We start from the raw sequence: 23,874 nt of genomic DNA, 5'->3' as shown, positions 1-23,874 counted from the left end.
CCGGCAGCAGGACCTGACAGTGCCAGCCGGCGAGCCGTGATCGCGGCCACCGCCTGTTCCTACGCTCAGAGTCGCCTAATACCAGCAGCGCGGCGGCGGTGCGGAGCCGTCGACCGGTTGATACTGGGGGTCGAAGCAGCGCGGCAGTGGCCAGGTCGGTTTGGTGCTGTGGAATACCGCAGACAGGTCGCACTCCTCGCCGCCCTCGAGGCACCAGCTGTCCGGCTCGAAAACCTGGGCCTCGTTCTCCTGGTGGCGGAACTCCGACACCGCGTGATAAACCAGTCGGCGCGCCTTGTTCAGGCTGCCCAGCGGGCGCCAGTCGTCGACGCCGTGCCACGGATTCATCGACAGGTTCTCGCAGAACTGCTGCTGTGCCTCACTGGCAAAGGACTGCGGCGGGATATTGATGCGCGCCACCGGCACAAACGGCGAATCCTCCTCCGACCAGATCACCGAGGCGTCGTCGATCGGCATATCGGCCCCGGCCGCCTTTTCCTGCAGCATAAAGTCAAAGCAGGCCCCGCCCGTCGCGAGCTGCTGGGTCATGGCTTCGGTCAGGTAGTCCGCATCGTTTCTGTCGACATCGATTTCATGGGTCATGCCCGGGCAGGGGCGGGCGGAGAACTTCAATGGGGAATCGCCGAGCTGGTAGGGCAGCATCGAGAAATACTGTGGCTGCAGCGGCGTGTCGATTTCGGACGACACCGTCTGTACGGCGCGATAGAACAGCTTGGGGTGAAAGCGCGGCGGCCACAGGCTGACGAACCAGCTGGTGCGCTCCAGTTTCGCCAGGTGACTCATGTTGTCGACGTAATCGAAAATATTCCGATTAAAGAAGGCCGGGGTATTGGTCATGATGAAGTCCTGGGTCTTGGGGCCCTCGAACTCCGGCGCAATCTTCTGGCCGTCGATGCCGACCAGCTTGATGGCCATGCCCCGCGCGTCGCCCTTCTTGTCCGGCTGTACGGTCATGTCGCCGTTGGAAAAGCGGATCCAGGACTGGTATTCCCGCCCCGGCTCGGCAAAGACACTGTGCTGGAAATGCGCCGGGATATCGCCGTTCACCGAAAAGGTTGCGCGCAGGCAGCCGGTGGCCTTGGCGTGGGCGTCGCGTCTGTAGGGCAGGCCGTTGATTTTCTCCGCCCTGCGGGAAATTTCGCGGCCGAATTCCATGGCGCGCTGAATGGCCTCCATTTCCTGCGCCGACAGTTCCATATCCAGAGCAATCTGTTCGAATTCGCTCAGCTCGGCGGGACTGTTGGCGAGGGTCGGTGCCGCGTACAGGCACAGGCCAACGACGAGGGGGCGCAGTGAGGTGCTCAGTATTTGCCGGATCATTGTGCGGTCTCCTGTGCGAGCAGGTGGGTACCGCCGATACCAATACTGCGGTGGGAGTTGGCGCAGGCCTGCTGCGTCGAGTCGCTGGCCGGTGCCTGGCTGTAGCTGTCCCAGTTCAGCGGGTCACCGCCCAGGGCCGTGTCGAAGTCCGGGTTACCCATGACTTTCAGGTACTCGATGATGGCGAAACGCTCGCGTTCGCTGAGTAGCTTGCCGATGCGCCCCGGCATATCGACGTCGGTGAACAGGTGGCCGCTGTTGCGGTTGCCGGCGATGGTGGTATCCATCTTGAAGCTGCCGGGGGAATACTCGGTGACGTAGCCGAGCTTGTGCGGGTCGTATTCGCGGTTGCCCACATAGAAGGTTTGCGGCCGTGCGCGCAGTGGCGACAGCAGGTCGTAAATGGTCGGTACCGAGCCGTTGTGCAGGAAGGGCGGGGTGGCCCAGACGCCGTGCAGCGGCCGCGCCTTGTAGGCGCGCTGGTTCTCTATCCGAAAGGGTACATTCAGTCCATCGAAGTCGGCCACGCGCTGGGCATCGTCGATATCCCACTGCTGATAGAGTTTCGGCACCAGCGTGTTCAGCAGCAGTTGCAGGCCGTAGCCGGCATTGACCGGTTCGCCGTCCGGAATCAGTTTGCTGATATCGTAGCGATTGTCGACAAAGTTATCCGCCAGCTTGGGGTCGGTGCCGATGACATCGGTGGCGATCCACGGCAGGGCCCACATCGTCTCGCGCCAGTCGGCGCGGTAGGCGAGGCCATCCCTGCGGGTGATTTCCCCGGCCATGTCCCACTGCCAGTTCACCGCGATCTGGCCCGGCAGCTTGGCATCGGGGCCGTCGGCCACCTGCCACTCGAAGGGCTTGGAAATATGCGGGCCGTGGCAGAAGGCGCACTGCTCCGCGAACAGCGCCTTGCCGGCGCGCGCCCGGGCGATATCGATTTCACCCAGAATCTGTTGCGGCCACTTCGGCGGCTCCAGCTCGCGCAGCAGCCCTTCCACACAGTGCATGCCGTCGATATCGACCGCGGTCTCGCCAAAGTCACTGCCGGTCAGCAGTTTGCCGTCCGCGTCCACCAGTTTGATCGGTGCCAGTACACCGAGGCTCTCGCCGACGTTGCGGGTCATCGCCTGGTTGGTGAAGCCGGTGTACTGCACCCAGTCGAAGCGCCAGATATCCCACAGGAACGGGTAGCTGGCGGGGGCGTCGGCGACCTTGTAGTTGGCCGGTTCCTGCAGGTCGAAGCCGAAGACCACATTGCCGATACGGCCGACGGCATCGGTGCGGCCGCGCCCCTCTTCCACGGGGTAGTATTTGGCGGCGCCTGCGGTGCTGCTGAATTCTTTCAGCTTGCCGGCAAACTGCCAGAACTGTGCGCGCAGCTCGCCGCGTTTGTCCGTGTCGTCCCCGACCAGGCGCGTCGCAAAGCGGTCCCATTTCGCCGGGTTAAGCAGCGTCTCGAATACCGAGGCACCGAGGGTGGTGATGAACTCGCCGCGCTTGGAGGTGGGAATACTCTGCAGTGCCTGGCCGCCGTCGACCCGCAGCGCGGTGCCTTGGTAATGCAACTCACCGGTGTGGCAGGTCGCGCAACCGATATCCAGGCGCTCACGGCCGCTCTGCGGATCTATATGGCGGGTCAGCCCTACCGGCAGGTTGCCGGGATTCATCGCGCTGGGGCGCTGGTTCGGGTCGACGACAAAGCCCCAGCCGCGCATATTGCTCTCGCTGGCCAGCAATTCGTGAGAGAGCGGCAGCTCCAGGTTCACGAACCAGTCGTAGTCCATGCCCAGCAGTTCGGTACCCTGGGGTGTGTAGTAGTAGCTCTGGCGCTGCTGCTCGCTCCAGCCCTCGTTCAGGTAATGGACGCGGTAGATGGTTTCACGGGTGAAGTTAGGCGCGAGATAGGCGGCCGCTGCTGTGTAGCCGAGCAGCACGACGGCGACCAGTGCGACGCTTCTTCTAAACCAGCGCGGACCAATCGCCTTCCACAGATTGGCGATAGCGCGGAGCAATCCCTTTAGCCAGTGCCAGACTTTCAGCAGGAGTTTTGATGTAGCAGTTATTATTTTGCCGGTCGCGCTTTTCAGTGCAGCCAGCATTCTGTATGCGAGACGCATAGCAGAGCCCCCCCAAGGATCAAAGTTAACAATCGATATATGCAGCGCGCTCGCCGTAGGCGATCTGAATCGCGTGCTCGAGCTTTGAATTGATATTGTGTTGGTAGTGCTTCATGTAGTGGGCGCCGATACTCATGTCGCCCAGGTTTTTCCAGAAGTCACTGATGCCTGAGTGGCGCGCCGTATGGGCGTTCTCGTAGACGTAGTACTGGCCCTCCAGCAGCATCAGTTCCGGCCCCAGGTGCTGGTAGCCGCCGTGAATCGCATCGATCAGGTCGTTGGGTGGTACCAGCGGCACCAGGTCATTTTCATCGACCACCCGCAGCAGCGGCAGTGTGCTGTATTTCCTGACCCCTTTGTCATTGGTGACCTTGGGCTGACCGAAGTTGATCGATGGCCCCAGCTCGAAGCCCTCTTCGTGCAGGTACATCATCAGGATGGTGGAGATGGCGGCTCCCAGGGAGTGGCCGGTCAGGATGATCTGCTGCGATTTGTCCAGGCTGGGAAACAGTGCGTCGAACACCTGCATGGCATCCTCGTCGAAGCCGCTGTGCAGGTAGATGCCGAGTTTGGCGTTCTTCGACTGCATGTATTCGGCATCTTCGCGCGCGTTGCTGAGGTTGGCAGTGCCGCGGATGCTGACGATCTGGCGCCGGTTGGCGGTGTCGTTCTCGAGAAAAAACTGGACGTCGTTGCTGGTGGTCTTCACCAGCGTGGTAGCGGGAAAGGCCTGGCGAATATCCGCCTCTGCCTGGTAAGCGGCCGCTGCGCGCAGCGCGTACCAACTGACCTGATGGAAATCGACTGTTTGCACCTCTTCCTCCCTAAATTGGTGCCCGCCGCAAGCCCGGCGAAGCGACTGTTATCAATGCAATCCCTGTCGGTGCGGCCGTATATGATCGCTCGCAACGCGATTCGTTGCCGCGGGAATTACCCGGTCCACACCATCCCGGCCTGAGGTTTATGCCGGTCTCGCCGTCTCACTCATATTTACACCGATATATCGAGACATTATAAAGACGGCGATTAGCCGCCTTTCCACAAATAAAATGAACAAAAAACCCTTTTGCTGGCCATTTCATTCGAGCGCCAGTGACATTATTCACGCGCTGTGTGGGAGTCAGATAGTAATGAAATACCTGGCGACCGTCATTTTCTTGTTGCCTTTGATAGGACTGGCACAGGTACCCATCGATGTGGGAATTCACGAAGATGGGCAAAAATTAACCGGGCTCGCTGAGATATGGCACGATGTCGATGGCACCAGCGATCTTGAGCAGGCGCGAGAGGCATATCTGCGCGGCGACTATCGCCCCCTGGAAAGTGCCGGCTCGACGGGATTGCAGCCCGGTGCTTTCTGGTCGCGGTTTGCCCTCAGGAATAGCAGCGGCAGCGCGCTTACCCTGCACATCGAATATGTGGACCACCAACTGATTGCGCTGGACGCCTTTGCGCGGGAGCTCGCCAGCGGTGCTGACTTTGAGCGTGTCGGGCGGCTGTCGCTGGCGGATCCCTTCAGCGCCAGGGAAATACCCCACAACCGTTTTGTCTTCGAGCTGACCCTGCCCGCCGGCGAGACTGCCGAGCTGATGGTCAGGTTCGGCTCCGACGAGCTGGGGGTGGTATTTCCGAGCATGCGCATCTGGGATCCGAAAGCCCTGCAGTCCAGCAGTAAGCTGGAAACCGGCGTGATGGCCTTTCTGTTCGGCGGCTACTTCCTGATGTCGATATTTGCACTGATCGGGGGTATTACCAGCAGGGGTAAAATCTTTTACATCTATTCGATTTACTCGGCCTCCAAAGTCGCTGTCTGGAGCACTATCCTCGGCTATACGCATCAGTATGTGGTCACCGACCATTTCCACTGGAGTTACATGTCGCTCGCCGGGGCCGTCACCATCCTCTGTGGATTGCTGTTCTCGCGCATGTTTCTGCAGACCCGCAAACATACGCCGCGGCTCGACTACCTGCTGCGATTCATGCTGGTCAACGCCGGTTTCCTGCTGGTCTGTGCCCTGCTGAAGCTGACGGCACTGTCGGTTATCTCGATTACTGTGGCACTGTTGATGTACCCACTGATTGCGGTAGTCGCTTTCATCCGCTGGCGCCAGGGTTACAAAGAGGCGATTGTGTTTGCTCTCGCCTGGAGCCTGTTGGTGCTCGGGCTGGTGGTGCAGGCGATGCGCGACCTCGGCTACGTGGAGCACAACTTCATCAATTACTACTGGCCGCCGGTGGCGTCATTCTTTGAAATGCTGACCATCATGGCCGCAATCGGCATCCTGGTGCAGAGGCTGCGTATGCTGAAAGAGCAGGCCGAGAAAAAATATACGCAGCAACTGGAAGTTTCCAAGGCGGATCTGGAGAGGCAGGTTCAGATCCGTACCCGCGAGCTGGAGGCCGCCAAGACGCGGGCGGAGCAGGAAGCGCGCACCGACCCCCTGACCGGCGTCTTCAACCGCCGCAGTTTCTTTGCCGAGGGCGGGCACCTGTTCAAGCTGGCGCAAAGAAAGCGTCTGCCGCTCAGCCTGCTGATGCTCGATATCGATCACTTCAAATCCATCAATGACATCCACGGCCATGCGACCGGGGATCTCGCCCTGCGTGTCTTCAGCGAGGCTATCGTCACCCATATTCGCGATATCGATGTGTTTGGCCGGATTGGCGGCGAGGAATTTGCGCTGATATTGAGTGAAGAGCGCGCGGGGGCCCTGCAGACCGCTCAGCGCCTGCAGGGGGAGATTGCGCGGATCGCGATAGAGAGTAACGGAGTTTCGCTGCAGATTACCGCCAGCATCGGCGTTGCGCACTTGAGTGATGAGACGGGCATCGAGGCGTTGTTACAGAAGGCCGACAGCGCCCTGTACCTCGCCAAGAGACAGGGCCGCAACCAGGTGGTTGAGTACTGCGGCATGGGACAAGCGGCCAGTGCCGGGGCTATTGAATAAAGGTGATAGCCCTGCGAACCCTGGCCCTGACCCCCTCCGGTAATGGCACATAGCCCAGTTCAGTGGCCTGCCTCTGTGCTTCGTCGCTGACCATATAGGTCAGCAGTTGCCGCAATGCTTCTGCTTTTTTGTCTTCCTGGTCGGCGTAAAGCAGCAGCCAGGTAAAGCTGGTGATCGGGTAGGCATTCTCCGCTTCGGGGTCCCAGGGCCAGGCTACCAGGTCGGGCACATCGCTGCCGGGCAATGCTCTGTCGGCGAATTTGACGTCAGCCAGGGCTATGGTGCCGGCTTCAGTCCCGGGAGAGACAAAATTGCCAGCGCGATTCTGCAACTTTGCCACCGGCAATTCCACCAGCCTGGCGAAGCCGTATTCGACATAGCCAATAGCGCCGGGAGTACGCTTCACCAGTGCCGCCACGCCCTGATTGCCGGGCGCCTTTCTGAAATTGGCGGTGGCGGGCCAGGAGGTTTTTCGCCCGTGGCCGATGGCCTCGCTGAAATCCTTGCTGATATGGGCCAGGTGACCGGTAAATATGAATGTCGTACCCGAGTCCTCGGAGCGGGTGACGACCGTAATTTTCAGATCGGGCAATTCTGTATGCGGGTTCGCACCGGCAATACGCGGGTCATTCCAGTTGTCGATTTCGCCGCGGAAGATATCGATGTAGGCATCGCGCGGCAAATTCAGTGCGGTTACTCCGGGGATGTTGAAGACCAGGGCAATTTCACCGGCGGTCATCGGCAGCAATACGGCCCCCCGTTTGACCTGGACGATTTCCCTGAAGTCCATGGCTGCGTCGGACGCCGCGAAATCGACGGTGCCGCCGATAAAGTCGCGGATACCGGTACCGCTGCTCGTCATCTCGTAGTCGACAAAAATATTGTTTTCCCGATCGGAAAAGTCCCGGAACCATTTGGTGTAGATGGGATAGGGGAAGCTGGCGCCGGTTCCCCGCAGAGTGATCCCCGGCCGCGGGATGGGGCCGTACGCAAAAGTTGCGAAGCCGATAGCCAGTGTCGCGATCAGGACACAGCTCGAAACTATTGTGCGCCCGAACGTCATGGCTACCTCTCGATCGGTTGGCCGGCATGGCTGGTTTTAGTGCGGGACAAAAGACTGGATGACACTGTTTCAGTAGAAAATAGTAGCAGGCTGTCCGCTCCCGAGCGGCTGTCGGCATGGGAGCGGCGCTTTGCAGCAAGTGGGCAAGTGGGCAAATGGATCAGCTGCCAACTTCCCGGCCATCGCGGCGATAGATGGCCAGCACCGACGGTCGCGGCGGCAGCGCCGGATCCTGGTCTGGCCAGCGGTGCATCGGCTCGTCAAAGGTAGAACCCCTCCCGTCTGCCGGGTGCTGTACCGAAACGAACAGGGTCTTGCCGTCCGGCGTGAATTCCGGGCCGCAGACTTCGGCGCCCTGGGGGCAACCAAAGAAGTGTTTCGGCGCCGCCCGCAGTTCACCCTCGGTGGCCATGGCCCAGAGGCCGTCGTGGAAACCGAAATCCTCGCAGCCATCGGTGGCGATCCACATATTGCCGCGCGGATCGAAGGCCACATTGTCCGGGTTGGCAAACCAGCCGCTTGGCGAGATGGTGCCCGGGGAGCGCTGGCCGTAGGCGCCGCGCTCGTTCGGGTTTTCCGCGTTGGGATTGCCCCCCAGCAAGAAAGTGTTCCACTTGAAGGTATCGCTGCTGTGGTCGCGCTGGCCGAATTGGCCCGGCGGTACGATTTCCAGCACATGGCCGGTGGCATTACGGGAGCGCGGATTGGCGGCGTCGATTTCGTCGCTGTCGCGCTTCTTGTTCTTGGTCAGCATCACATAGGTGCAGTCGTTGAGCGGATTGGTCTCCACGTCCTCCGGGCGATCCATCGGCGTGGCGCCGAGCAGGGCGGCGGCGCGACGCGCGTCGATCAGAACATCCGCCTGGTTGCGGAAGCCGTTTTCTGCGGTCAGGGGCCCCTGGCCGAATAGCAGCGGCAGCCAGCGGCCGCTGCCGTCATCGTTGAACTGCCCCGCGTACAGTGTGCCGTCGACTAACAGCTCGCGGTTGTGGGAAAAGTCATTGGGTTGGTAACTGCCTGTCGAGACATAGCGGTAAACAAACTGGTGTTCGTCGTCGTCGCCGCCATAGGCGACGATCGGCCGATTGGGTTTGCTGACCAGCGTGAAGCCCTCGTGTTCGAAGCGGCCCAGGCTGGTCAGCTTGCGCGGCGTCGACGTCGGGTCGTAGGGATCGTATTCGACCATCCAGCCGAAGCGGTTGGGTTCGTGGGGCTCGACCGCGATATCGAAGCGGCGATCGTGATCGCCCCAGTTGCGGTTGTCGGGCGCTATGCCGAAGGTGTGGTGGTTAACGGATTCCTGCGGATCGGCGATATTGTCCGGATCGCCCTGGAAGGCGCCGCCGAATCCCTCCTCGGCGATCAGCACCGTGCCCCAGGGTGTCTTGCCGCCGGCACAGTTGCCGACGGTGCCGAATACGCGGGTCCCGCTCGGATCGGCTTGGGTCTTGAGGCGGCTGTCGCCGGCGGCCGGGCCGACGATATTCATCGGCGTATTCAGGGTTATGCGGCGGTTATAGGAACTGTTCAGCACCGGCTGCCAGCCATCCGCGGTCCTTTCAATTTCAACGATGGCGTGGCCGCAGGCGGCCTGCTCCACCGCCACGTGTTCCGCACTGACACCGCGCGTGGCGCTGTACTCATCGTTGTAGCCGGAAAACATCAGGTGCGGCTGCGTGTATTCGTGATTGACGCACAGCAGGCCGCGCTCGCTGTTGCGACTCTTGCAGTGGCGTTCGCCCTCGCCGGGGCTGGCTTCCTCGTCCAGCGGCATATAGGCGATAAAGTCGTTGTTGTAACCGAAGCGCTTTTCCTGCTCGGTGGCGGTAAGAATTGCGGGATCGAATGAACTGGCATTTTCCACTAGCGGATCGCCCCAGCGCAGCAGCAGGTCGGCGCTGTATTCTTCCGGAAGATGGTGCTGGGCATCCAGGGTGTGGGGAATTTCGGCAAAGGTCAGGTTTTTGCTGGCGCTCTTTTCACCTTTGCCACAGCCGGGCAGCAGGCTGGCTGTGGCGCCGGCGGCCGTTGCCGCGCCCAGCGCCTTGAAAAGTTTTCTGCGCCCGGGATCTTCCACTTCGTCACACATGTTTGTCTCCAGCCACTGACTGCGGTTGTTATTTACCGATAAGTATTAACTCGCCGCTTATCCTATGGCGCGTTTGTGACAAATTTAAAAAAAGCGTAACGCAATATTCACAAGTGCTGATTAGTCTCCGCCCCATTCCATAAAACGACCGCCACTAATACTAACTTTGCGGAATGGGGACACTATGAACAGTAACAAGACAAATTTGCGCCGGCTCGCCATGCCGCTCACGGCACTGGCTGCCGCCGTCATCTCGGTAAACGTTGCCGCCCAGCAGGGCGAAGCCAAGATGGAACGTCAGGCCATGGAAACCATCACGGTGACCGCCCAGGCCGCCAACGCCAGCAGCGATATCGACCGCCAGCGCAAGTCCAACAAGGTTGTTGCGGTGCAGACCTCCGACGCCATCGGCGAGCTGCCGGACGCCAACGTCACCGAGGCGCTGCAGCGCATGCCGGGCGTATTTATCGCTCGGGACCAGGGCGAGGGGCGCTTCGTCGGTGTGCGCGGTATCGATCCGAACCTGAACGCATCCACGATCAACGGCATGAGCCTGCCGGCGCCGGAGACCGACAGCCGCGCGGTGGCACTGGACGTGATTCCGTCCGACCTGCTCGCCAGCCTGGAAGTTTTCAAGACTTTGACCCCGGACATGAGCGCCGATTCCATCGGCGGCGCCATCGAGATCAAGAGCCTGAACGCGCTGGATCACGACGGCCAGAACTTTAAAGTCAGCGCCGAGAACAGCTACAGCGAGCTGCAGGAAGAAAACAGTCCCAAGCTGGCCGGCACCTTCACCAATGTTTTTGAACTGGACGGCGGCCGCGCGCTGGGCGTCGCCATCGCCGCCAGCCACCAGGAGCGCAAATTCGGCTCCGAGAATGTGGAGACCGACGGCGTCTGGGAAGAGTTCACCGCCGCAGACGGCAGTGAAGCCTTCGGCGCCGCGGAAATTGAGCAGCGCGACTACACCATTGCCCGCGAGCGCACCGGCGTCGCCGCCAATTTCGACCTGCGCCTGAGCGAGACCAGCCAGCTGTACCTGCACAGCCTCTACTCCGACTTCTCCGACGAGGAAGAGCGCCAGCGCAATTCCTGGAAGCTGGACGAAGAGAACGACGATCCGGCCAGCATCAGCGCCAACTCCGCGGTGTGGGAAGATGCGGCACTGGACAAGTCGCTGAAGGACCGCTTCGAAGAACAGGAAATTCTCTCCGTTATTTTCGGTGGCGAACACGACTTCGACCAGTGGGGGCTCGAGTATGCGCTGGGCTACTCCCAAGCCGAGGAAGCGGAACCGCATCGCCGCGATACTGCTTTTGTGCTGGAGGGCTTGCAGCTGGGTTACACCAGTGCCGGTGACAAGCCGCGCATGGCGGTCGCTGCCGATGACCTGGACGCCGCCATGGACGCCGGCAACTACGAGCTGGACGAGCTGGTGATCGAGGACAACTTCACCGAAGACGAGGAAGTGAGTTTCCGCATTGATATCAGCCGCGAGATCCAGGTGGCCGGCAACCCGTCCGAACTGAAGTTCGGCCTGCACGAGCGCCGCCGCGAAAAATCCGGCGACCTCAACGCCACCACTTACGACGGCTTCGGCGGTGACTACACCCTGGCCGATTTCGTTATGAACCGCGTCGACTACGGCCTCGGCGGTTTCGGCCCGGGCATCAACAGGAATGCGCTGAACAGCTTTATCAATGCCAACCTGTCCAGCTTCGAAATCGACGAGACGAACACAGCGCTCGATTCCGCGCGCGACTATGTGATGAACGAAGACATCTCCGCGCTCTATGTGATGAACAGCATCGACTTCGAGCGCGCGCAGCTGGTCTACGGTGTGCGTTACGAAAACACCGACTTCTCCGCTGAGGGCTATCGCGTAGCGGAATCCGGTGAGCCCATCGAGGGGGCCGAGGAAGTGGCTGAGGACGTGTACGTCACAGCGGTCAATTTCGAGCGCGACTACAGCAAGCTGTTCCCGAGTGTGAACTTCAAGTACGACTATACCGACAATATCGTACTGCGAGCGGCTTACACCGAGTCACTGTCCCGCCCGTCTTTCGGTGCATTGAACCCGTCACCGGCGGCGATCGAATACGACGAGGGCGAGCTGGAAGTCGAAGCCGGCAACCCGTCACTGGATCCCTACGAAGCGCAGAACCTGGACTTCTCTGCCGAGTACTACGCCGACAACCTGGGCATGTTCTCGGTGGGCGTATTCCACAAGCGCATCGACAACTTTATCGTCGTCGCCGATGTGGCCAGCACTGCCGATTTTACCCAGTACGTGGGCAACCTGGCAGTGGATGAAGCGGAAGTCCTGCAGCCGATCAACGGCGACACCGCCAAACTGACCGGTGCCGAACTGGCCTGGACCCAGGGCTTCGACAACGGCCTGCTGCTGCGCGCCAACGCCACCTTCACCGACTCCGATGCCCGCCTGGGCCTCGGTGCTGACGCCGAGCGCAGCGACAAAATATCGCTGCCGTCCCAGGCGGATCTGGTGGGCAACTTCATCATCGGCTACGAGCGCGACGCGCTGAGCCTGCGCCTGTCCACCACGTTCAAGGGCGAGCGCCTGCTGGAGGTGGATCTGGAAGACGCGGCGGCCGATCGCTACGAGGATGACCACATGCAGGTAGACCTGTCGGCCAAATACAGCTTCCAGAATGGACTGCAGCTGACCTTCAGTGGTGTGAACCTGACCGACGAACCTTTCTTCGTGCACAACTCCGGCTACAACGGCCAGTACGAAGAGTACGGTCCCACTTACGTGCTGGGCCTGACCTACAGCACTTTCTAATACCGGTTGTCTGATCCCGGTTTAAGAACCCAGCTCCCGTTAGGGAGCTGGGTTTACTGTTATGTTTATGCGGCAATAAAAATGATTGCCGGCAGTTGCGAAAAAGTGAATGAAATGATGCACAAGCATTTTCTGGGTTTTGTTTCCGCCGCAGCGCTCTGTGGCCTGCTGGTGGGCTGCGGAAAGACAGCCGAGCCGAAGGCGCAGACCGAAAAGCTCAAACCTCAGCAATCCATATCCCTGTCGGGGATCGTATCCAGCCAGCTGGCTCCGCTTACCCTCGGCGAAAAAAACTACCTTCTGCTCGCCAGCGAAGAGCGCGCACTCGTATTGGTCGATGAAGACGGCAGCGAAGTTGCATCCCTCGATACCGGCAAGGTCGAGCGCTTTGCGCTGCAGGCAATGGCCGCTGGAAATTGGCTGGTGGCGATCTACGAAGAAGGCCGCAGTGAAATTCAACTGTACGAGATAGCTCGCGAAGCGACTGCCAACCAGCCGCAGTTCAGATTTCTCGGTGCCCGCAAAAGCGAGGCACCGCAGGTGGCACTGTGCTTCTCTAGTCAGGGAGGCCGCAACCACCTGTTCAGTATCGATGAGACCGGCCTCGGCTACGAATACGTGGTACAACCGCGCGAGCAGCTGTGGTCTTTCAGTGAAGTGCGGCCACTGTATTTTGGCGAGCAGGTGAGTGCCTGTGCGGTGGATGACACGCGGGCACAATTGTTGGTGGCGCAGCCGCCGCTCGGCATCTGGAGCCTGAATGCCGACGCGGAAAAAGATGAGGAGCGCCGCGTATTTGCGGCGGGTTCCCGGCTCGGAGAAAACTTCGCCGGCCTGTGGATCGATCGGCAGGCGGGCAATCTGTGGCTCGCCGGCGCTGACCGGGTGCTGGCCTTCGACCTGACTCAGCCGATGTCCGAACCGGTATTTGCCGGTACTGTGGCAAGTGCGGAACTCGTATCGGTGGCCCGGCAGGGCCAGGCGCTGCTGGCGCTGGAAGAAGAGAGCGACTCCATCTTGCGCCTCGCAACCGCGCTGCCGGCGGCAACGGCCGCGACACCGCTCAGTGAAAAGGAGATTCCCCGCGTGGCCCCGCGCGCACAGACAGAGCCCGTCGCTTCCGCTGGTGATGCGGCCGACGATCCGGCGATCTGGATCAATCCCCGCAACGTCGCCGACAGCCTGATTCTCGGTACGGACAAGAAGAGCGGACTGAACGTTTACGATCTGTCCGGCAGACTGCTGCAGCAGTTCCCCGTTGGCCGCGTCAACAATGTGGATCTGCGCAGTGTCGAGCACCCGCGCTATACCGCACTGGCCGCCGCGTCCAATCGCACCACGCCTGGTGTCAGCCTGTTTGGCATAACGCCTGCGGGCGAGGTCGACAGTCTCGGCCTGCGTGAAATGGACTTGGCCGATCCCTACGGGCTGTGCCTGTTCAACAAGGGCAGCAAGACGTTCAGCTGGGTTTCCGATAAGGACGGCGGCCTGCACCTGGCCGAGATTCTGCTGGGGGAAAATCCACTCGAATGGAAACTCAGCCAGCGGGCCAATGTGCAGGTGCAGAGCCAGGTCGAAGGCTGTGTGGTCGATGACGAGCGGGAGCTGCTGTTCTTTGGCGAGGAGGACGCCGGCGTCTGGCGCCTGGACATCGCCGCATTTGTTGCCGGCGAAGGGAGGCCGCAGCTGGTGGCAGCGGTAGACGGTGAAAAACTGGTGGCCGATGTTGAGGGGATGGGCCTCTATCTTAATGAAGAGGGCAGTGGCGAGCAGAGCTATCTGGTGGTTTCCAGCCAGGGCAACAACAGCTATGCGCTGTTCACTCGCGATGGCAGCGAGTTTGTCGGCCACTTCCGTGTGGATATGAACCTGGACCTGGGCATCGACGGCAGTTCGGAAACCGACGGGCTCGAAGTGACCAGTGCCGGTCTGGGCGCTGCCTATCCGCAGGGATTGCTGATTGTGCAGGACGGGCGCAACCGCCTGCCGAGCCAGGCGCAGAATTTCAAACTGGTGTCCTGGGCGGATATCGCCGAAAAACTGGGGCTGCCATAAACACTATCGTGATCGCGGTCGGCAGGCCGCGATCGCGACGGATCAGAAATGCATGCTCCAGCCGAGCGTGGCGGCCTCGACATCGAAGCCGCCGCGCATATCTTCATTGCTGATATCGCGGAATGATTCCCACTCTGCGCGCAATGTCCAATCGTTCCCATAGCTGTAACTGATACCAACCCCGTAGCCCCAGTGGAAACCGTTGTCGTTGCGCCCGGCGCGGCCGCTGACTTCGGTCAGTCGCTCTTCGAACGCATCCGGGCCCACCTGATAGAGGAAAAACAGCTCGCCCGACTGGCGCTCGGTGAACTCGCTATTCCACAGGCCGCCCCCCAGTTTGCCGAACAGGCTGACACCGCCCGCGAGCGGCCAGTGACCTATGGCGAAAGCGTTGAGCAGCTGGGTCTCGACTTCGTCCTCGAAGGCCAGGTACGCACCGCTGTCGCCGTCGATACGGAAGTCCAGTTCGCCCTTGGTCAGTTGCTGGTAACTGGCCTCGACCGCCAGGTAGGGCGTCCAGTGCCAGCCGCCATAAGCCTTCCAGCCATTGCCGGAGTCGCTGCATGCTTCGGCAGTGGCTGTCTGCCCGGATATGTTGAGGCCTTGCACAAACGCGTTGGCGTCGCTGCAGAAGCCCCGCAGTTTCATATCGCTGTAACCGATGCCGGCGTATTTATGCGAGTAGAAGTCGGCCCGGGTCTGGGCGCTGAGGGCGAGGAGGGGTACCGCTAGCAGAAAGAGTGGCCGATTCATGGCAATACCTGCTGGGTTGCGTGAGTGTTTTTTTAACGTCCCTAAAAACAACGAAATCAAAAAGCTATTAACCCGGCAATTACATATTGCCAGGTTAATAAAACGGGGAGTCGGGTAATGGCTCCCCGAGTTTGGGTATTAAATATCAAATTCGGCCCGCAATGCTGCCATCTTCTGCGCATTCTCTTCTTTCGTCAGCGGCTTGCTGGGGTTTTCCTCCAGGCGCAGTTGTTCCGGTGCCGGCAGTTTTTCGCCCTCGAGCACCCGCGCGCAGATCTTGCGGTAGTGCTCGGCAAAGACCGGAAAGGCCGCCGATTCGGCGTTGTTCGCCAGGAAGAACCAGTTGGAGTCACGCCCGGCGTGGTAGACCGCCGGGTGGCTCCAATTGTAGTTGGCCTTGGGACTCGGCGCGTTACAGGCCTCGCGGTAGGCGGCGCGGGCATCGGGCAGGCCGTTGTCGCCGGCAGCGCACAGCTGCAGCATCTTGTGCACGGTGGGCAGGTACTCGCTCTGCCGGATGGCGCGCTTGGCGCCGGCCACTATTTCCACCGGCGAGAAAGCCGCCAGAGACTCCAGCCACAGTCGCTTGGCGTGGTTCAGTGTCTCGGTATCCGGGAAGGCCGAGTTGAACTGGTTGTGGTAGCTGAGCTTGAGCAGGCCGAAGACTTCGTTCAGCGCGCGCTTCTTTTCGTTCAGCGCGTCCTGGCTCTCGCCGCTACCAGTCTGTGTCCGTGACGATGTCGAGGACTGAGCGGTCCCTTGTTCTCTGGTTATCGCTGCGCTGGTTGTCGGTGTTGGTGTATTGCGGCTTGCCATTTGAATGTCCTATTGCCAGCTTGTTGCGCTCCGCCCACTGGTGGCGTGCGTGACGCACGAAGACGGCGTCCCAGCTCTTGCGCGCGGCGTTCTGGCCGCGCCAGTAAATGATGAATTCTGGCACCAGCGAGAGCGCGAAGTCGCGATCTATTTCACACTGGTTGACCAGGTGACTCAAGCAGTCACCGCCGGGTTGCCAGTTGCGCGGAATGGGCTTGGCTACCGGGTTCTTCTCGATCCCCTGGCAGTAGTAGGCCCACTCCTCGCGCGCGTATTCGATAAACAGTTCACCCCAGCGCGCGCTGTGGCCGCCGCGCTCGAGCCATTTGTAGATAAATTCCGGCAGCAGTTCGGCGGCAAAGTTCGGGTTGATCGCCAGGCGGCGCAACTGCTCCCAGGTGTGCTCGCTGGGCTGCCAGTCGCGGGTCATGGCGGTGGGTTTGCGCTTCTCGATAAAGGGCGCATCCTGTTTTTCCCAGTCTTCCAGCACCCAGTCGTTGAACTCCAGGTCCCAGGAGATGGATTGCTTGCCACTGGAGCCGTGGTAGTCGACGAAGCGCTGCAGGCCGCGGCGCACGAAGGTGCTGGGCACGCCCTCGTCGGACAGCTTGCGCAGCGTCTCCTCGCCCGGGCGCCAGTCCTGCGGCAGTGGCTGCTTGCGCTGTGCGGTGGCGCGGAATGCCTCCCACTTGCTCTTCACCTGCTTCAGGAACAGGGAGCCGAACGAGTGCCGCGGCTCGCCGCGCTCGCGCCAGTAGGTGACGAACTCCGGCAGCTGCTCGCGCACGAAGTGCTCGGGCACGCCGAGCTGGGCGATACGCGCCATGGTCTCGGCATCCGGCTGCCAGCCGGGGCCGATAGTATTGGCGCTACGTGCGGCCGGCACTTGCGGGGCCGGCTGCTGTGGGGCCGCCGGCGCCGGGCGGGTGTGCTCGCCGGGCAGGGCAAACTTCAGAATCTCGCTGCTGCCGTAGGGCGCCGAGCCCAGCAGCAGAGCGCCCTGATTGCGCAGGCTGGTGGCCACCCGCTGGATGTCCGCCGGCTGCCAGAAGGGCAGCAGCTGGTGCAGCTGCTCGCCATCCGCCGTATACCAGTCGCGCCCCGGGTGGGCCTCCACCGACAGGAACGGCAGCAGGTCGCCCAGCGCGGTCAGCAATACCGCCTCCTCCAGGCCGAGGGTGGCAGCCAGAGTGGGGGAAATGCTGAGAGGTCTTTCCGGTAACAGGGGATGCTTCATGGGCAGGGATGATAACACTGGCGACAAAGCCGTCGGGAGCCAATTTCCCTGCGAAGGGTGACCGCGAAGTACGTTCTGCGTCCGCTGCGCCGGCTGTTGCCTTGCTCCAAGGGAAAGCTTTTATGATTTGAGTCAATGCCCGTTGGTCGGGTACCGCTAGGATATGGACATGAGTGAAAAGCAGCAGACCTTTACGTTGAGCGGCGTTTCCTGCGCCGGCTGTGTCAGCAAGATCGAGAAGGCCGTCAATGCCGTTCCGGGGGTGGGCGAGGCGCGGGTCAACCTGGCCGACCGCACGCTGCAGGTGAGCGGCAGCGCGGACGCCGGCGCGATACAGAGCGCGATAGAGGGCGCCGGTTACGGCGCCGAACCGGTGCGCCGCAGCGAGCGCGAGCTGCGCGAGCAGCAGCACGCCGAGGAACAGCGCCATTACCGCCAGTTACTGTGGCGCTCCGGCCTGGCGCTGGGCCTCGGTGTTCCGCTGATGGCCTGGGGCCTGCTGACCGGCGAGATGATGGTGAACAATACCGGGCAGCAGCTGGCCTGGGGCGCGGTGGGCCTGCTGACCCTGGCAGTACTGGTGTACTGCGGTGGGCACTTCTTCAGTGGCGCCTGGCGCGCCTTCCGCCATCACAACGCCAATATGGATACATTGATCGCACTGGGCACCGGCACCGCCTGGGCCTTTTCGATGCTGGTGGTACTGCTGCCACAGCTGTTGCCGGAGGCGGCGCGCCACGTCTACTTCGAGGCCAGCGCGATGATTATCGGCCTGATCAACCTGGGGCAGGCGCTGGAAGTGCGCGCCCGCGGCCGCACCAGCGCGGCGGTGGAAAAACTGCTGCAGCTGCAGGACCCGACCGCGCGGGTAGTGCGCGACGGGCGCGAAGTGGATATTCCGCTGGAGGAGGTGCAGGTCGGTGACCGGCTGCGGGTGCGGCCGGGAGAAAAAATCCCGGTGGATGGCCAGGTGCTGGAGGGCAGCAGCCTGGTCGATGAGTCGATGCTCACCGGTGAACCGGTGCCGGTGAAAAAAGGCGCGGGCGATGCGCTTTCGGCGGGTACGCTGAACAAGAATGGAACGCTGCTGTTCGGGGCGGAAAAAGTGGGCGCCGAGACGCGGCTGGCGCAGATTATCGAGATGGTCAAAAACGCGCAGAGTTCGCGGGTGCCGATCGCGCGGCTGGCCGACAAGATCTCGGCCATTTTTGTGCCCACGGTGATGATCGTCGCCATCGTCGCGGCCCTGATCTGGTTCAACTGGGGACCGGATCCGCGCGCGGCGCATATGCTGGTGGTGCTCACCTCGGTGCTGATTATCGCCTGTCCCTGTGCCCTTGGCCTGGCGACGCCGATGTCGGTAATGGTCGGCGTCGGCAAGGGGGCCGAGTACGGCGTGCTGGTGCGCAACGGCAAGGCACTGCAGCAGGCCAGTAACCTGACCACGCTGGTGGTGGACAAGACCGGCACCCTCACCGAGGGTGCGCCCAAACTGACGGACCTCGAAACCGTTGGAGGTGGTGACGGCGATGCGGACGAACTGCTCGCACTGCTCGCCAGTCTGGAGCAGGGCTCAGAACATCCTTTGGCGGAAGCAGTAGTCGCCGCGGCGCGGGAAAGGAATCTCGAGTTGTTGCCAGTCAGCGATTTCGAGGCGATTACCGCCCACGGCGTTTCCGGCACCGTGAAAGACAAAAAAATTCTGCTCGGCAACCGCAAGCTGATGCAGCGCGAGAACATCGACATCGCCGCCTGGCACGAGCGCGCGGAGGAACTGGCAGACCTGGGCCGCACCGCCATGTACGCGGCGGTGAATGGCGCGGCCGCCGGCATTATCGCGGTGGCCGATCCGATCCGTGACGACGCCAAGGCCGCTATCGCACGGCTGCTGCGGCTGGGGTTGCGCATCGAGATGCTGACCGGCGACAGCAGCGCCACGGCCGAAGCGGTGGCACAGCAGCTGGGCATCGACCGGGTGCACGCGGAACTGCTGCCCGAGGACAAGGAAAAAATCGTCGGCGAATTGCTGAAAAAAGGCGAACGGGTTGGCATGGTCGGCGATGGCATCAACGATGCGCCGGCACTGGCGCGCGCAGATGTGGGCTTCGCCATTGGCGCCGGCACCGACGTCGCGATCGAGACCGCCGATATCACCCTGATGCGCTCGTCACTGCACGGTGTCGCGAATGCGATTGAGCTGTCCCGCGCGACACTGCGCAATATCAAGCAGAACCTGTTTGGTGCCTTTGTCTATAACACGCTCGGTATCCCGGTCGCCGCCGGCGTTCTGTTTCCGTTTACCGGTGCACTGCTGAGCCCGGTGATCGCCGGCGCGGCCATGGCGTTTTCCTCGGTGACGGTGGTGAGCAACGCGAATCGCCTGCGATTCTTCCAACCGACGGAGGTGCAATGATGTTGGCTTTACTGATTAACGGCGTCGGTCTGCTGCTGATCGCGGCAATTCTCTGGTGGTTCTGGTTGGGGCCCCGGCGGCACACGACGGAGGCCGTCGGCGGCGGGGAAAAACTGCAGATCCTGGTGAAGGACGGCGTCTACGAACCGGACCGTATCCGCCTGCCGGCGGGCGCCGAAGCCACACTGCGCTTCCGCCGCGAGGATGTCAGCCCCTGCGCCGAGTGGGTGCTGTTCCCGGATCTGGAGGTCAGCGCACAGCTGGCGGTGCACAGCGATACCGCGGTAAAAATCCCCGCGGCGGAACCGGGCGAGTATCCGTTTACCTGCCAGATGCAGATGTATCGCGGTACGCTGGTGGTGGAGTAAGCTAGGAGCGGCGTTACGTTACACAAACTTCTGACAAAGTCATGCAGTCTGAATCGAAGGCAAAGTGCTAGGACGGGTATTTCGAACCGTCGGCGACAGGATGTCGCCGCCGGAGCGTACAGGGATGTATTCACAGCGTTTCGAAATGCCCGTCCTAGTGCTTTGCCGCCACCTCACTCGACGAAAGCGGAACGCGGGATTTATCCACAAGTTGAGCAGATAGCGCCGATTTTTATTTCAGTCCGCCTTTTTATTTCTGATAGTGACTCAGAAACATGGCCGCAGTGCGCTCGGCCAGTTCGTGGCGCTCTTTCTCGTTGAGGATGGGCGCCACCTGCACCAGCTGCGGCCAGAAGCAGCTGCCCTTGATCAGATTGTGAATCTGGCCGGCGGCGATTTCCGTGTCCAGTTCGCGCAAACGGCCATCCACCCGCGCAGCCTTGATCCAGCGCTTGATACCGGTTTCGATCGCCGCAAATTTTTCCACTTCCTTTTGCAGCGCCTCGGGCTGGTGAAAGAAGTGATCGAAGGCCACCCGGTTCAGCTCGATATATTCGCGGCTGCAGATTACTGCGATTTCCGATTCGATCAGCGCGCTCAGCTGGACCTGCAGATCGGCCGTCGGATCGTAAGCACCCTGTGGCATCAGCGTCGCCTGCTGCCAGAGTTCCCCGATCAGTTCCATGATCAGCGCTTCCTTGCTGGCGAAGTGGTTATAGACGGTGCGCTTCGACACCTGCGCGCGGGCCGCCAGCTCATCCATGCTGGTGCCCTGTACGCCCAGTTCCTGGAAGGTCTGCTTGGCCGCATCCAGGATGGCCTGGCGCTTGATCTCACTTCTCGTCAGCTTTCTCTTGGTCATCGGGTTCTCTGCTGTCTTTTGCCGGACTGACAAGTCAGTACCGCTTTCGCTCGCTGCACAAATTTTACACTAGATAGTTTACTTCTTGCGATTCGGAATCTACACTGCACCGTATAGTTTACTTTTGAGGCTTCCATGAGACTTCGCTGGCTCGCACTCGCAGGGGTATTGCTTATGAGCGTTGGTGTTTTCAGCGCCTGCTCGACGCAGGAGGAGAAATTCCGCAACACATCCGTCGATTTCCGGGCTCAGCCCGGCAATGTAGTCGACATGATCAAGGCCTATGTCCGCGCAGAGCGGGCCGCGCCGGTGCCCGCCGGGCCCCTGCCGCTGCGCACTATCAGCGCCGAGGAGCTGGCGCGCGGGCAGGGTGAGGCCACCGTTTACCGGCTTGGCCACTCCACAGTGCTGATGCGCCTGGACGGTGAGTATGTGCTGACTGACCCGGTGTTCAGTGAGCGGGCTTCACCGGTGCAGTGGATGGGGCCCAAGCGCTTCCATCCGCTGCCGCTGGAGCTGGAAGCCCTGCCGCGCATCAAGGCAGTGGTGATCAGCCACGACCACTACGACCACCTGGACAAGGCCAGTGTGCTGGCGCTGGACAGCAAGGTGGAGCGCTTCATCACGCCGCTGAAAGTGGGCAATCACCTGCGCCGCTGGGGGATCGCCAGCGACAAGATCGTCGAGCTCGACTGGTGGCAGTCGGTTTCTGTGGGAAGCCTGAAATTCACCGCGACGCCGGCGCAGCACTTCTCCGGCCGCGGCCTGACTGACCGGGATGAAACCCTCTGGGCCAGCTGGGCGATCGAGAGCCACGAGGCGCGCATCTTTTTCAGTGGTGACAGCGGCTATTTCAGCGGCTTCAAGGAAATCGGTGAGCGCTTCGGCTCCTTCGACCTGACCCTGATCGAGACCGGTGCCTACAACCATCTATGGAGCCAGATTCATATGCTGCCGGAGCAGAGCGTGCAGGCGCACCTGGATCTGCGCGGCAAAGCGATGCTGCCGATTCACAACAGCACCTTCGACCTGGCCCTGCACGACTGGTACGAACCGCTCGAGCGCGCAGCCATCGCTGCGGAAAAGTTCGGGGTCCGGTTGGCGACGCCAATTATTGGTGCCCCGCTCAATGTGCGCACACCGGCCGAAACACTGGCGTGGTGGCGTGAGGAAATGCTGCGCGAGCCGGCGCAACTGGCGACCAGCCAGTGATCCCGGTATCCGCAGATATTTGTCGAATGAGTAAGAGAGGCAATTGAAATGAGCAAGCAAGTTGCACTGGTTACCGGCGCTTCCTCCGGTATGGGTAAAGATTTCGCCCGAGCGCTGGCAAAGCAGGGCATGGTCGTATACGCGGCTGCACGTCGCTTAGAGAATATGCGGGACCTCGAGGCCGAGGGCATTATTCCGCTGCAGATGGATATTACCCTGTCCGGCGATATCGAAGCGGTGGTGGCGCAGATCGAGCGGGATCACGGTGGCGTCGATCTGCTGATCAACAACGCCGGCTTCGGTATGTATGGCGCGGTGGAGGACACCAGTATCGACGACGCGCGCTACCAGTTCGAGGTGAACCTGTTTGGTCTCGCGCGGCTGACGCAATTGGTTTTGCCTTATATGCGCAAACAGCGTGCCGGCAAGATCATCAATATTTCGTCCGTCGGCGGCAAGGTATATACGCCGCTCGGTGCCTGGTATCACGCCACCAAGCACGCGCTGGAGGGCTGGTCCGACTGCCTGCGCATCGAGGTGCAGAAGTTTGGTATCGACGTGGTGCTGATTGAGCCCGGTATCATAGCGACGGAGTTTTCCGATGTCATGAATGGGCCGATGCTCGAGCGTTCCGATGAAGGCCCTTACCGGGACTTGGCCAACAAGATTGCACAGGCCTCCAAGGATACGTTCGAAAAGGGAAATTGCTCGTCGCCCAGCGTGATTACCGATCTGGTGATGAAGGCTGTGCGCTCGCGTCGCCCGAAAACCCGCTACTCGGGTGGTAAGTATGCCGGCACACTGTTGTTTATCCGCAAATGGTTCAGCGACCGACTCTTCGATCGCGCGGTTATGTCGCTCGTCAAATAATCTACACGTTAGTGTCACGAACAGACGGCGTCGGCATTTAGCAATTTCCGCAAGGCGGTGAGGGCAGCTAACAATAGCCACCCTCACCGTCTTTTCGGGAAGAGCCTGTTCAGAACCAGGCGTGCAGACCGATCACCCAACTGGTGACGCTGGTGTGTTCGCCCTCGTCGCGGGCGAAGTCGGCGGCGTTGCCGAATTTCTTCTCGTAGTGCACGCCGATGTAGGGCGCGAACTGCGGAGTAAATTCGTAGCGCAGGCGCAGGCCCAGCTCGATGTCCGAAAGCCCTGAGCCGGTACCGGCGTCGCGGTCGTTCTGGCCGAAGAAGTCCGCCTCGATTTCCGGGCTCAAAATCCACTGCTGGGTGAACAGCAGTTCGTACTCCGCCTCCAGGCGCAGGGCGGTAGCGCCGTCTTCACCGACAAACAGCGCCGAGTCCACCTCGAAGAAGTAAGGGGCCAGGCCATTGAAGCCGATGACTCCCCAATTGCGGCTGTCGCTCTCGGTTTCGAAGTCGTGGCGCACGCCCAGCTGCAGGTCCCAGTAAGGCGATACGGCGCGGCTGTACAGTGCATGCAGCTCCGCTTTTTCGGTTTCCCCTTCGCTCCGCTCCCACTCGGTTTTGAGCCAGAACTTGTTGCGGTCGCTGCCGAACCACAGGTCGCCTTTCACAGCGCCGCCATCGTTTTCGCGCACTTCCAACTGGTCGAAAGTGACCTTGGTCAGCAGTACCTCGTGATCCATCACATGATCCGGGGAATCCGGCGCGTGTTCCAGGTTACTGGTCGCGCCTTGTCCTGCCGGATAGGAATCCATCTGCGCGGCGTGATCGCCGTGGCCGTGATGGGACATGTCGTCCTGGGCCAGGGCGGCGTTGGCCGTGAGCGCGGCACATAGCATTACGGTGTTTTTCATGT

General features: G+C 61.2%; 17 protein-coding genes. 7 read left to right on the top strand and 10 right to left on the bottom strand.

All coding sequences use genetic code 11. From position 1 onward, the window contains the following. Positions 1 to 75 precede the first annotated feature (75 nt). Genes BUC36_RS07845 through BUC36_RS07835 form a run of 3 tightly spaced genes read right to left on the bottom strand, consistent with a single transcriptional unit; the run spans position 76 to position 4,278 of the window. Positions 76 to 1,341, bottom strand: coding sequence for a catalase family protein (locus BUC36_RS07845; protein WP_143186910.1), 1,266 nt, complete (start codon positions 1,339 to 1,341; stop codon positions 76 to 78). Further along, entirely contained in the window at positions 1,338 to 3,464 is a 2,127-nt protein-coding gene (locus tag BUC36_RS07840; protein WP_200797205.1) for a c-type cytochrome, read from the bottom strand. Before BUC36_RS07840 ends, BUC36_RS07845 begins: the two co-directional genes overlap by 4 nt. Positions 3,465 to 3,489: 25 nt before the next feature. Further along, positions 3,490 to 4,278: a lipase family protein gene (locus BUC36_RS07835; RefSeq protein WP_073273388.1), complete on the bottom strand. Its 789-nt coding sequence runs from the start codon at positions 4,276 to 4,278 to the stop codon at positions 3,490 to 3,492. 316 nt (positions 4,279 to 4,594) lie between these two features. Here BUC36_RS07835 and BUC36_RS07830 point away from each other — a divergent pair, with 316 nt between their 5' ends. Then, the gene (locus BUC36_RS07830; protein ID WP_073273386.1) at positions 4,595 to 6,412 is read left to right on the top strand and encodes a sensor domain-containing diguanylate cyclase; all 1,818 of its coding nucleotides are present in this window, start codon (positions 4,595 to 4,597) and stop codon (positions 6,410 to 6,412) included. Here the strand turns inward: BUC36_RS07830 and pstS are convergent. Together pstS and BUC36_RS07820 are read right to left on the bottom strand one after the other, a co-directional pair. Continuing rightward, a complete protein-coding gene (gene pstS / locus BUC36_RS07825; RefSeq protein WP_073273385.1) occupies positions 6,402 to 7,475 on the bottom strand; it encodes a phosphate ABC transporter substrate-binding protein PstS in 1,074 nt (357 codons plus the stop codon). The two genes, BUC36_RS07830 and pstS, sit on opposite strands and share 11 nt — an antisense overlap. 160 nt (positions 7,476 to 7,635) lie before the next feature. Continuing rightward, positions 7,636 to 9,564: a PhoX family protein gene (locus tag BUC36_RS07820; RefSeq protein ID WP_073273383.1), complete on the bottom strand. Its 1,929-nt coding sequence runs from the start codon at positions 9,562 to 9,564 to the stop codon at positions 7,636 to 7,638. Between the two features lie 184 nt (positions 9,565 to 9,748). Here BUC36_RS07820 and BUC36_RS07815 point away from each other — a divergent pair, with 184 nt between their 5' ends. After that, positions 9,749 to 12,373, top strand: a complete 2,625-nt coding sequence (locus BUC36_RS07815) for a TonB-dependent receptor (RefSeq protein ID WP_073273381.1) — start codon at positions 9,749 to 9,751, stop codon at positions 12,371 to 12,373. A 114-nt stretch (positions 12,374 to 12,487) separates the two neighbouring features. Further along, the gene (locus BUC36_RS07810; RefSeq protein ID WP_234994921.1) at positions 12,488 to 14,428 is read left to right on the top strand and encodes a phytase; all 1,941 of its coding nucleotides are present in this window, start codon (positions 12,488 to 12,490) and stop codon (positions 14,426 to 14,428) included. Between the two features lie 42 nt (positions 14,429 to 14,470). Here BUC36_RS07810 and BUC36_RS07805 read toward each other — a convergent pair whose 3' ends face one another. The 3 genes from BUC36_RS07805 to BUC36_RS07795 all read right to left on the bottom strand — a co-directional run bounded on the left by BUC36_RS07805 (position 14,471) and on the right by BUC36_RS07795 (position 17,234). After that, positions 14,471 to 15,181: an outer membrane beta-barrel protein gene (locus tag BUC36_RS07805; RefSeq protein ID WP_073273377.1), complete on the bottom strand. Its 711-nt coding sequence runs from the start codon at positions 15,179 to 15,181 to the stop codon at positions 14,471 to 14,473. Between the two features lie 138 nt (positions 15,182 to 15,319). Next, positions 15,320 to 15,997: a replication protein P gene (locus BUC36_RS07800; RefSeq protein ID WP_159436001.1), complete on the bottom strand. Its 678-nt coding sequence runs from the start codon at positions 15,995 to 15,997 to the stop codon at positions 15,320 to 15,322. Continuing rightward, a complete protein-coding gene (locus BUC36_RS07795; RefSeq protein WP_073273375.1) occupies positions 15,897 to 17,234 on the bottom strand; it encodes a DnaT-like ssDNA-binding domain-containing protein in 1,338 nt (445 codons plus the stop codon). The genes BUC36_RS07800 and BUC36_RS07795 overlap by 101 nt, the downstream gene beginning before the upstream one ends. 169 nt (positions 17,235 to 17,403) lie before the next feature. On the opposite strand from BUC36_RS07795, the gene BUC36_RS07790 reads away from it, so the two are divergent. Next, positions 17,404 to 19,647: a heavy metal translocating P-type ATPase gene (locus BUC36_RS07790; protein WP_073273373.1), complete on the top strand. Its 2,244-nt coding sequence runs from the start codon at positions 17,404 to 17,406 to the stop codon at positions 19,645 to 19,647. Continuing rightward, complete coding sequence (locus BUC36_RS07785) at positions 19,644 to 20,015, top strand: cupredoxin domain-containing protein (protein WP_234994920.1); 372 nt, start codon at positions 19,644 to 19,646, stop codon at positions 20,013 to 20,015. Before BUC36_RS07790 ends, BUC36_RS07785 begins: the two co-directional genes overlap by 4 nt. Positions 20,016 to 20,265: 250 nt before the next feature. Here BUC36_RS07785 and BUC36_RS07780 read toward each other — a convergent pair whose 3' ends face one another. Further along, positions 20,266 to 20,877, bottom strand: a complete 612-nt coding sequence (locus tag BUC36_RS07780) for a TetR/AcrR family transcriptional regulator (protein ID WP_073273371.1) — start codon at positions 20,875 to 20,877, stop codon at positions 20,266 to 20,268. A gap of 174 nt (positions 20,878 to 21,051) precedes the next feature. On the opposite strand from BUC36_RS07780, the gene BUC36_RS07775 reads away from it, so the two are divergent. Both BUC36_RS07775 and BUC36_RS07770 read left to right on the top strand, forming a co-directional pair. Then, the gene (locus tag BUC36_RS07775) at positions 21,052 to 22,089 is read left to right on the top strand and encodes an MBL fold metallo-hydrolase (protein WP_084535707.1); all 1,038 of its coding nucleotides are present in this window, start codon (positions 21,052 to 21,054) and stop codon (positions 22,087 to 22,089) included. 48 nt (positions 22,090 to 22,137) lie between these two features. Next, positions 22,138 to 22,959 carry an oxidoreductase gene (locus BUC36_RS07770; protein ID WP_073273367.1) on the top strand — a complete coding sequence of 274 codons (822 nt, stop codon included), beginning with the start codon at positions 22,138 to 22,140 and terminating at the stop codon, positions 22,957 to 22,959. Between the two features lie 109 nt (positions 22,960 to 23,068). Here the strand turns inward: BUC36_RS07770 and BUC36_RS07765 are convergent, their stop codons facing one another. After that, positions 23,069 to 23,872 (bottom strand): copper resistance protein B, encoded by an 804-nt coding sequence (locus BUC36_RS07765; RefSeq protein ID WP_200797204.1) that lies wholly within the window; start codon positions 23,870 to 23,872, stop codon positions 23,069 to 23,071. Positions 23,873 to 23,874: the final 2 nt, after the last annotated feature.

Origin of the sequence: Microbulbifer donghaiensis (assembly GCF_900129095.1) — a bacterium.
Lineage (GTDB): Bacteria > Pseudomonadota > Gammaproteobacteria > Pseudomonadales > Cellvibrionaceae > Microbulbifer > Microbulbifer donghaiensis.
This window is presented reverse-complemented; position numbering and strand designations above follow the sequence as displayed.

What these genes read in the sequence shown, in the direction of transcription:
- BUC36_RS07815 (WP_073273381.1), top strand. Translation starts at nt 9,749, where the DNA reads ATGAACAGTAACAAGACAAATTTGCGCCGGCTCGCCATGCCGCTCACG.
- BUC36_RS07840 (WP_200797205.1), bottom strand. Translation starts at nt 3,464, where the DNA reads ATGCGTCTCGCATACAGAATGCTGGCTGCACTGAAAAGCGCGACCGGC.
- BUC36_RS07775 (WP_084535707.1), top strand. Translation starts at nt 21,052, where the DNA reads ATGAGCGTTGGTGTTTTCAGCGCCTGCTCGACGCAGGAGGAGAAATTC.
- BUC36_RS07780 (WP_073273371.1), bottom strand. Translation starts at nt 20,877, where the DNA reads ATGACCAAGAGAAAGCTGACGAGAAGTGAGATCAAGCGCCAGGCCATC.
- BUC36_RS07820 (WP_073273383.1), bottom strand. Translation starts at nt 9,564, where the DNA reads ATGTGTGACGAAGTGGAAGATCCCGGGCGCAGAAAACTTTTCAAGGCG.
- BUC36_RS07830 (WP_073273386.1), top strand. Translation starts at nt 4,595, where the DNA reads ATGAAATACCTGGCGACCGTCATTTTCTTGTTGCCTTTGATAGGACTG.
- BUC36_RS07795 (WP_073273375.1), bottom strand. Translation starts at nt 17,234, where the DNA reads ATGAAGCATCCCCTGTTACCGGAAAGACCTCTCAGCATTTCCCCCACT.
- BUC36_RS07770 (WP_073273367.1), top strand. Translation starts at nt 22,138, where the DNA reads ATGAGCAAGCAAGTTGCACTGGTTACCGGCGCTTCCTCCGGTATGGGT.
- BUC36_RS07845 (WP_143186910.1), bottom strand. Translation starts at nt 1,341, where the DNA reads ATGATCCGGCAAATACTGAGCACCTCACTGCGCCCCCTCGTCGTTGGC.
- BUC36_RS07785 (WP_234994920.1), top strand. Translation starts at nt 19,644, where the DNA reads ATGATGTTGGCTTTACTGATTAACGGCGTCGGTCTGCTGCTGATCGCG.
- BUC36_RS07765 (WP_200797204.1), bottom strand. Translation starts at nt 23,872, where the DNA reads ATGAAAAACACCGTAATGCTATGTGCCGCGCTCACGGCCAACGCCGCC.
- BUC36_RS07800 (WP_159436001.1), bottom strand. Translation starts at nt 15,997, where the DNA reads ATGGCAAGCCGCAATACACCAACACCGACAACCAGCGCAGCGATAACC.
- pstS (WP_073273385.1), bottom strand. Translation starts at nt 7,475, where the DNA reads ATGACGTTCGGGCGCACAATAGTTTCGAGCTGTGTCCTGATCGCGACA.
- BUC36_RS07805 (WP_073273377.1), bottom strand. Translation starts at nt 15,181, where the DNA reads ATGAATCGGCCACTCTTTCTGCTAGCGGTACCCCTCCTCGCCCTCAGC.
- BUC36_RS07810 (WP_234994921.1), top strand. Translation starts at nt 12,488, where the DNA reads ATGATGCACAAGCATTTTCTGGGTTTTGTTTCCGCCGCAGCGCTCTGT.
- BUC36_RS07790 (WP_073273373.1), top strand. Translation starts at nt 17,404, where the DNA reads ATGAGTGAAAAGCAGCAGACCTTTACGTTGAGCGGCGTTTCCTGCGCC.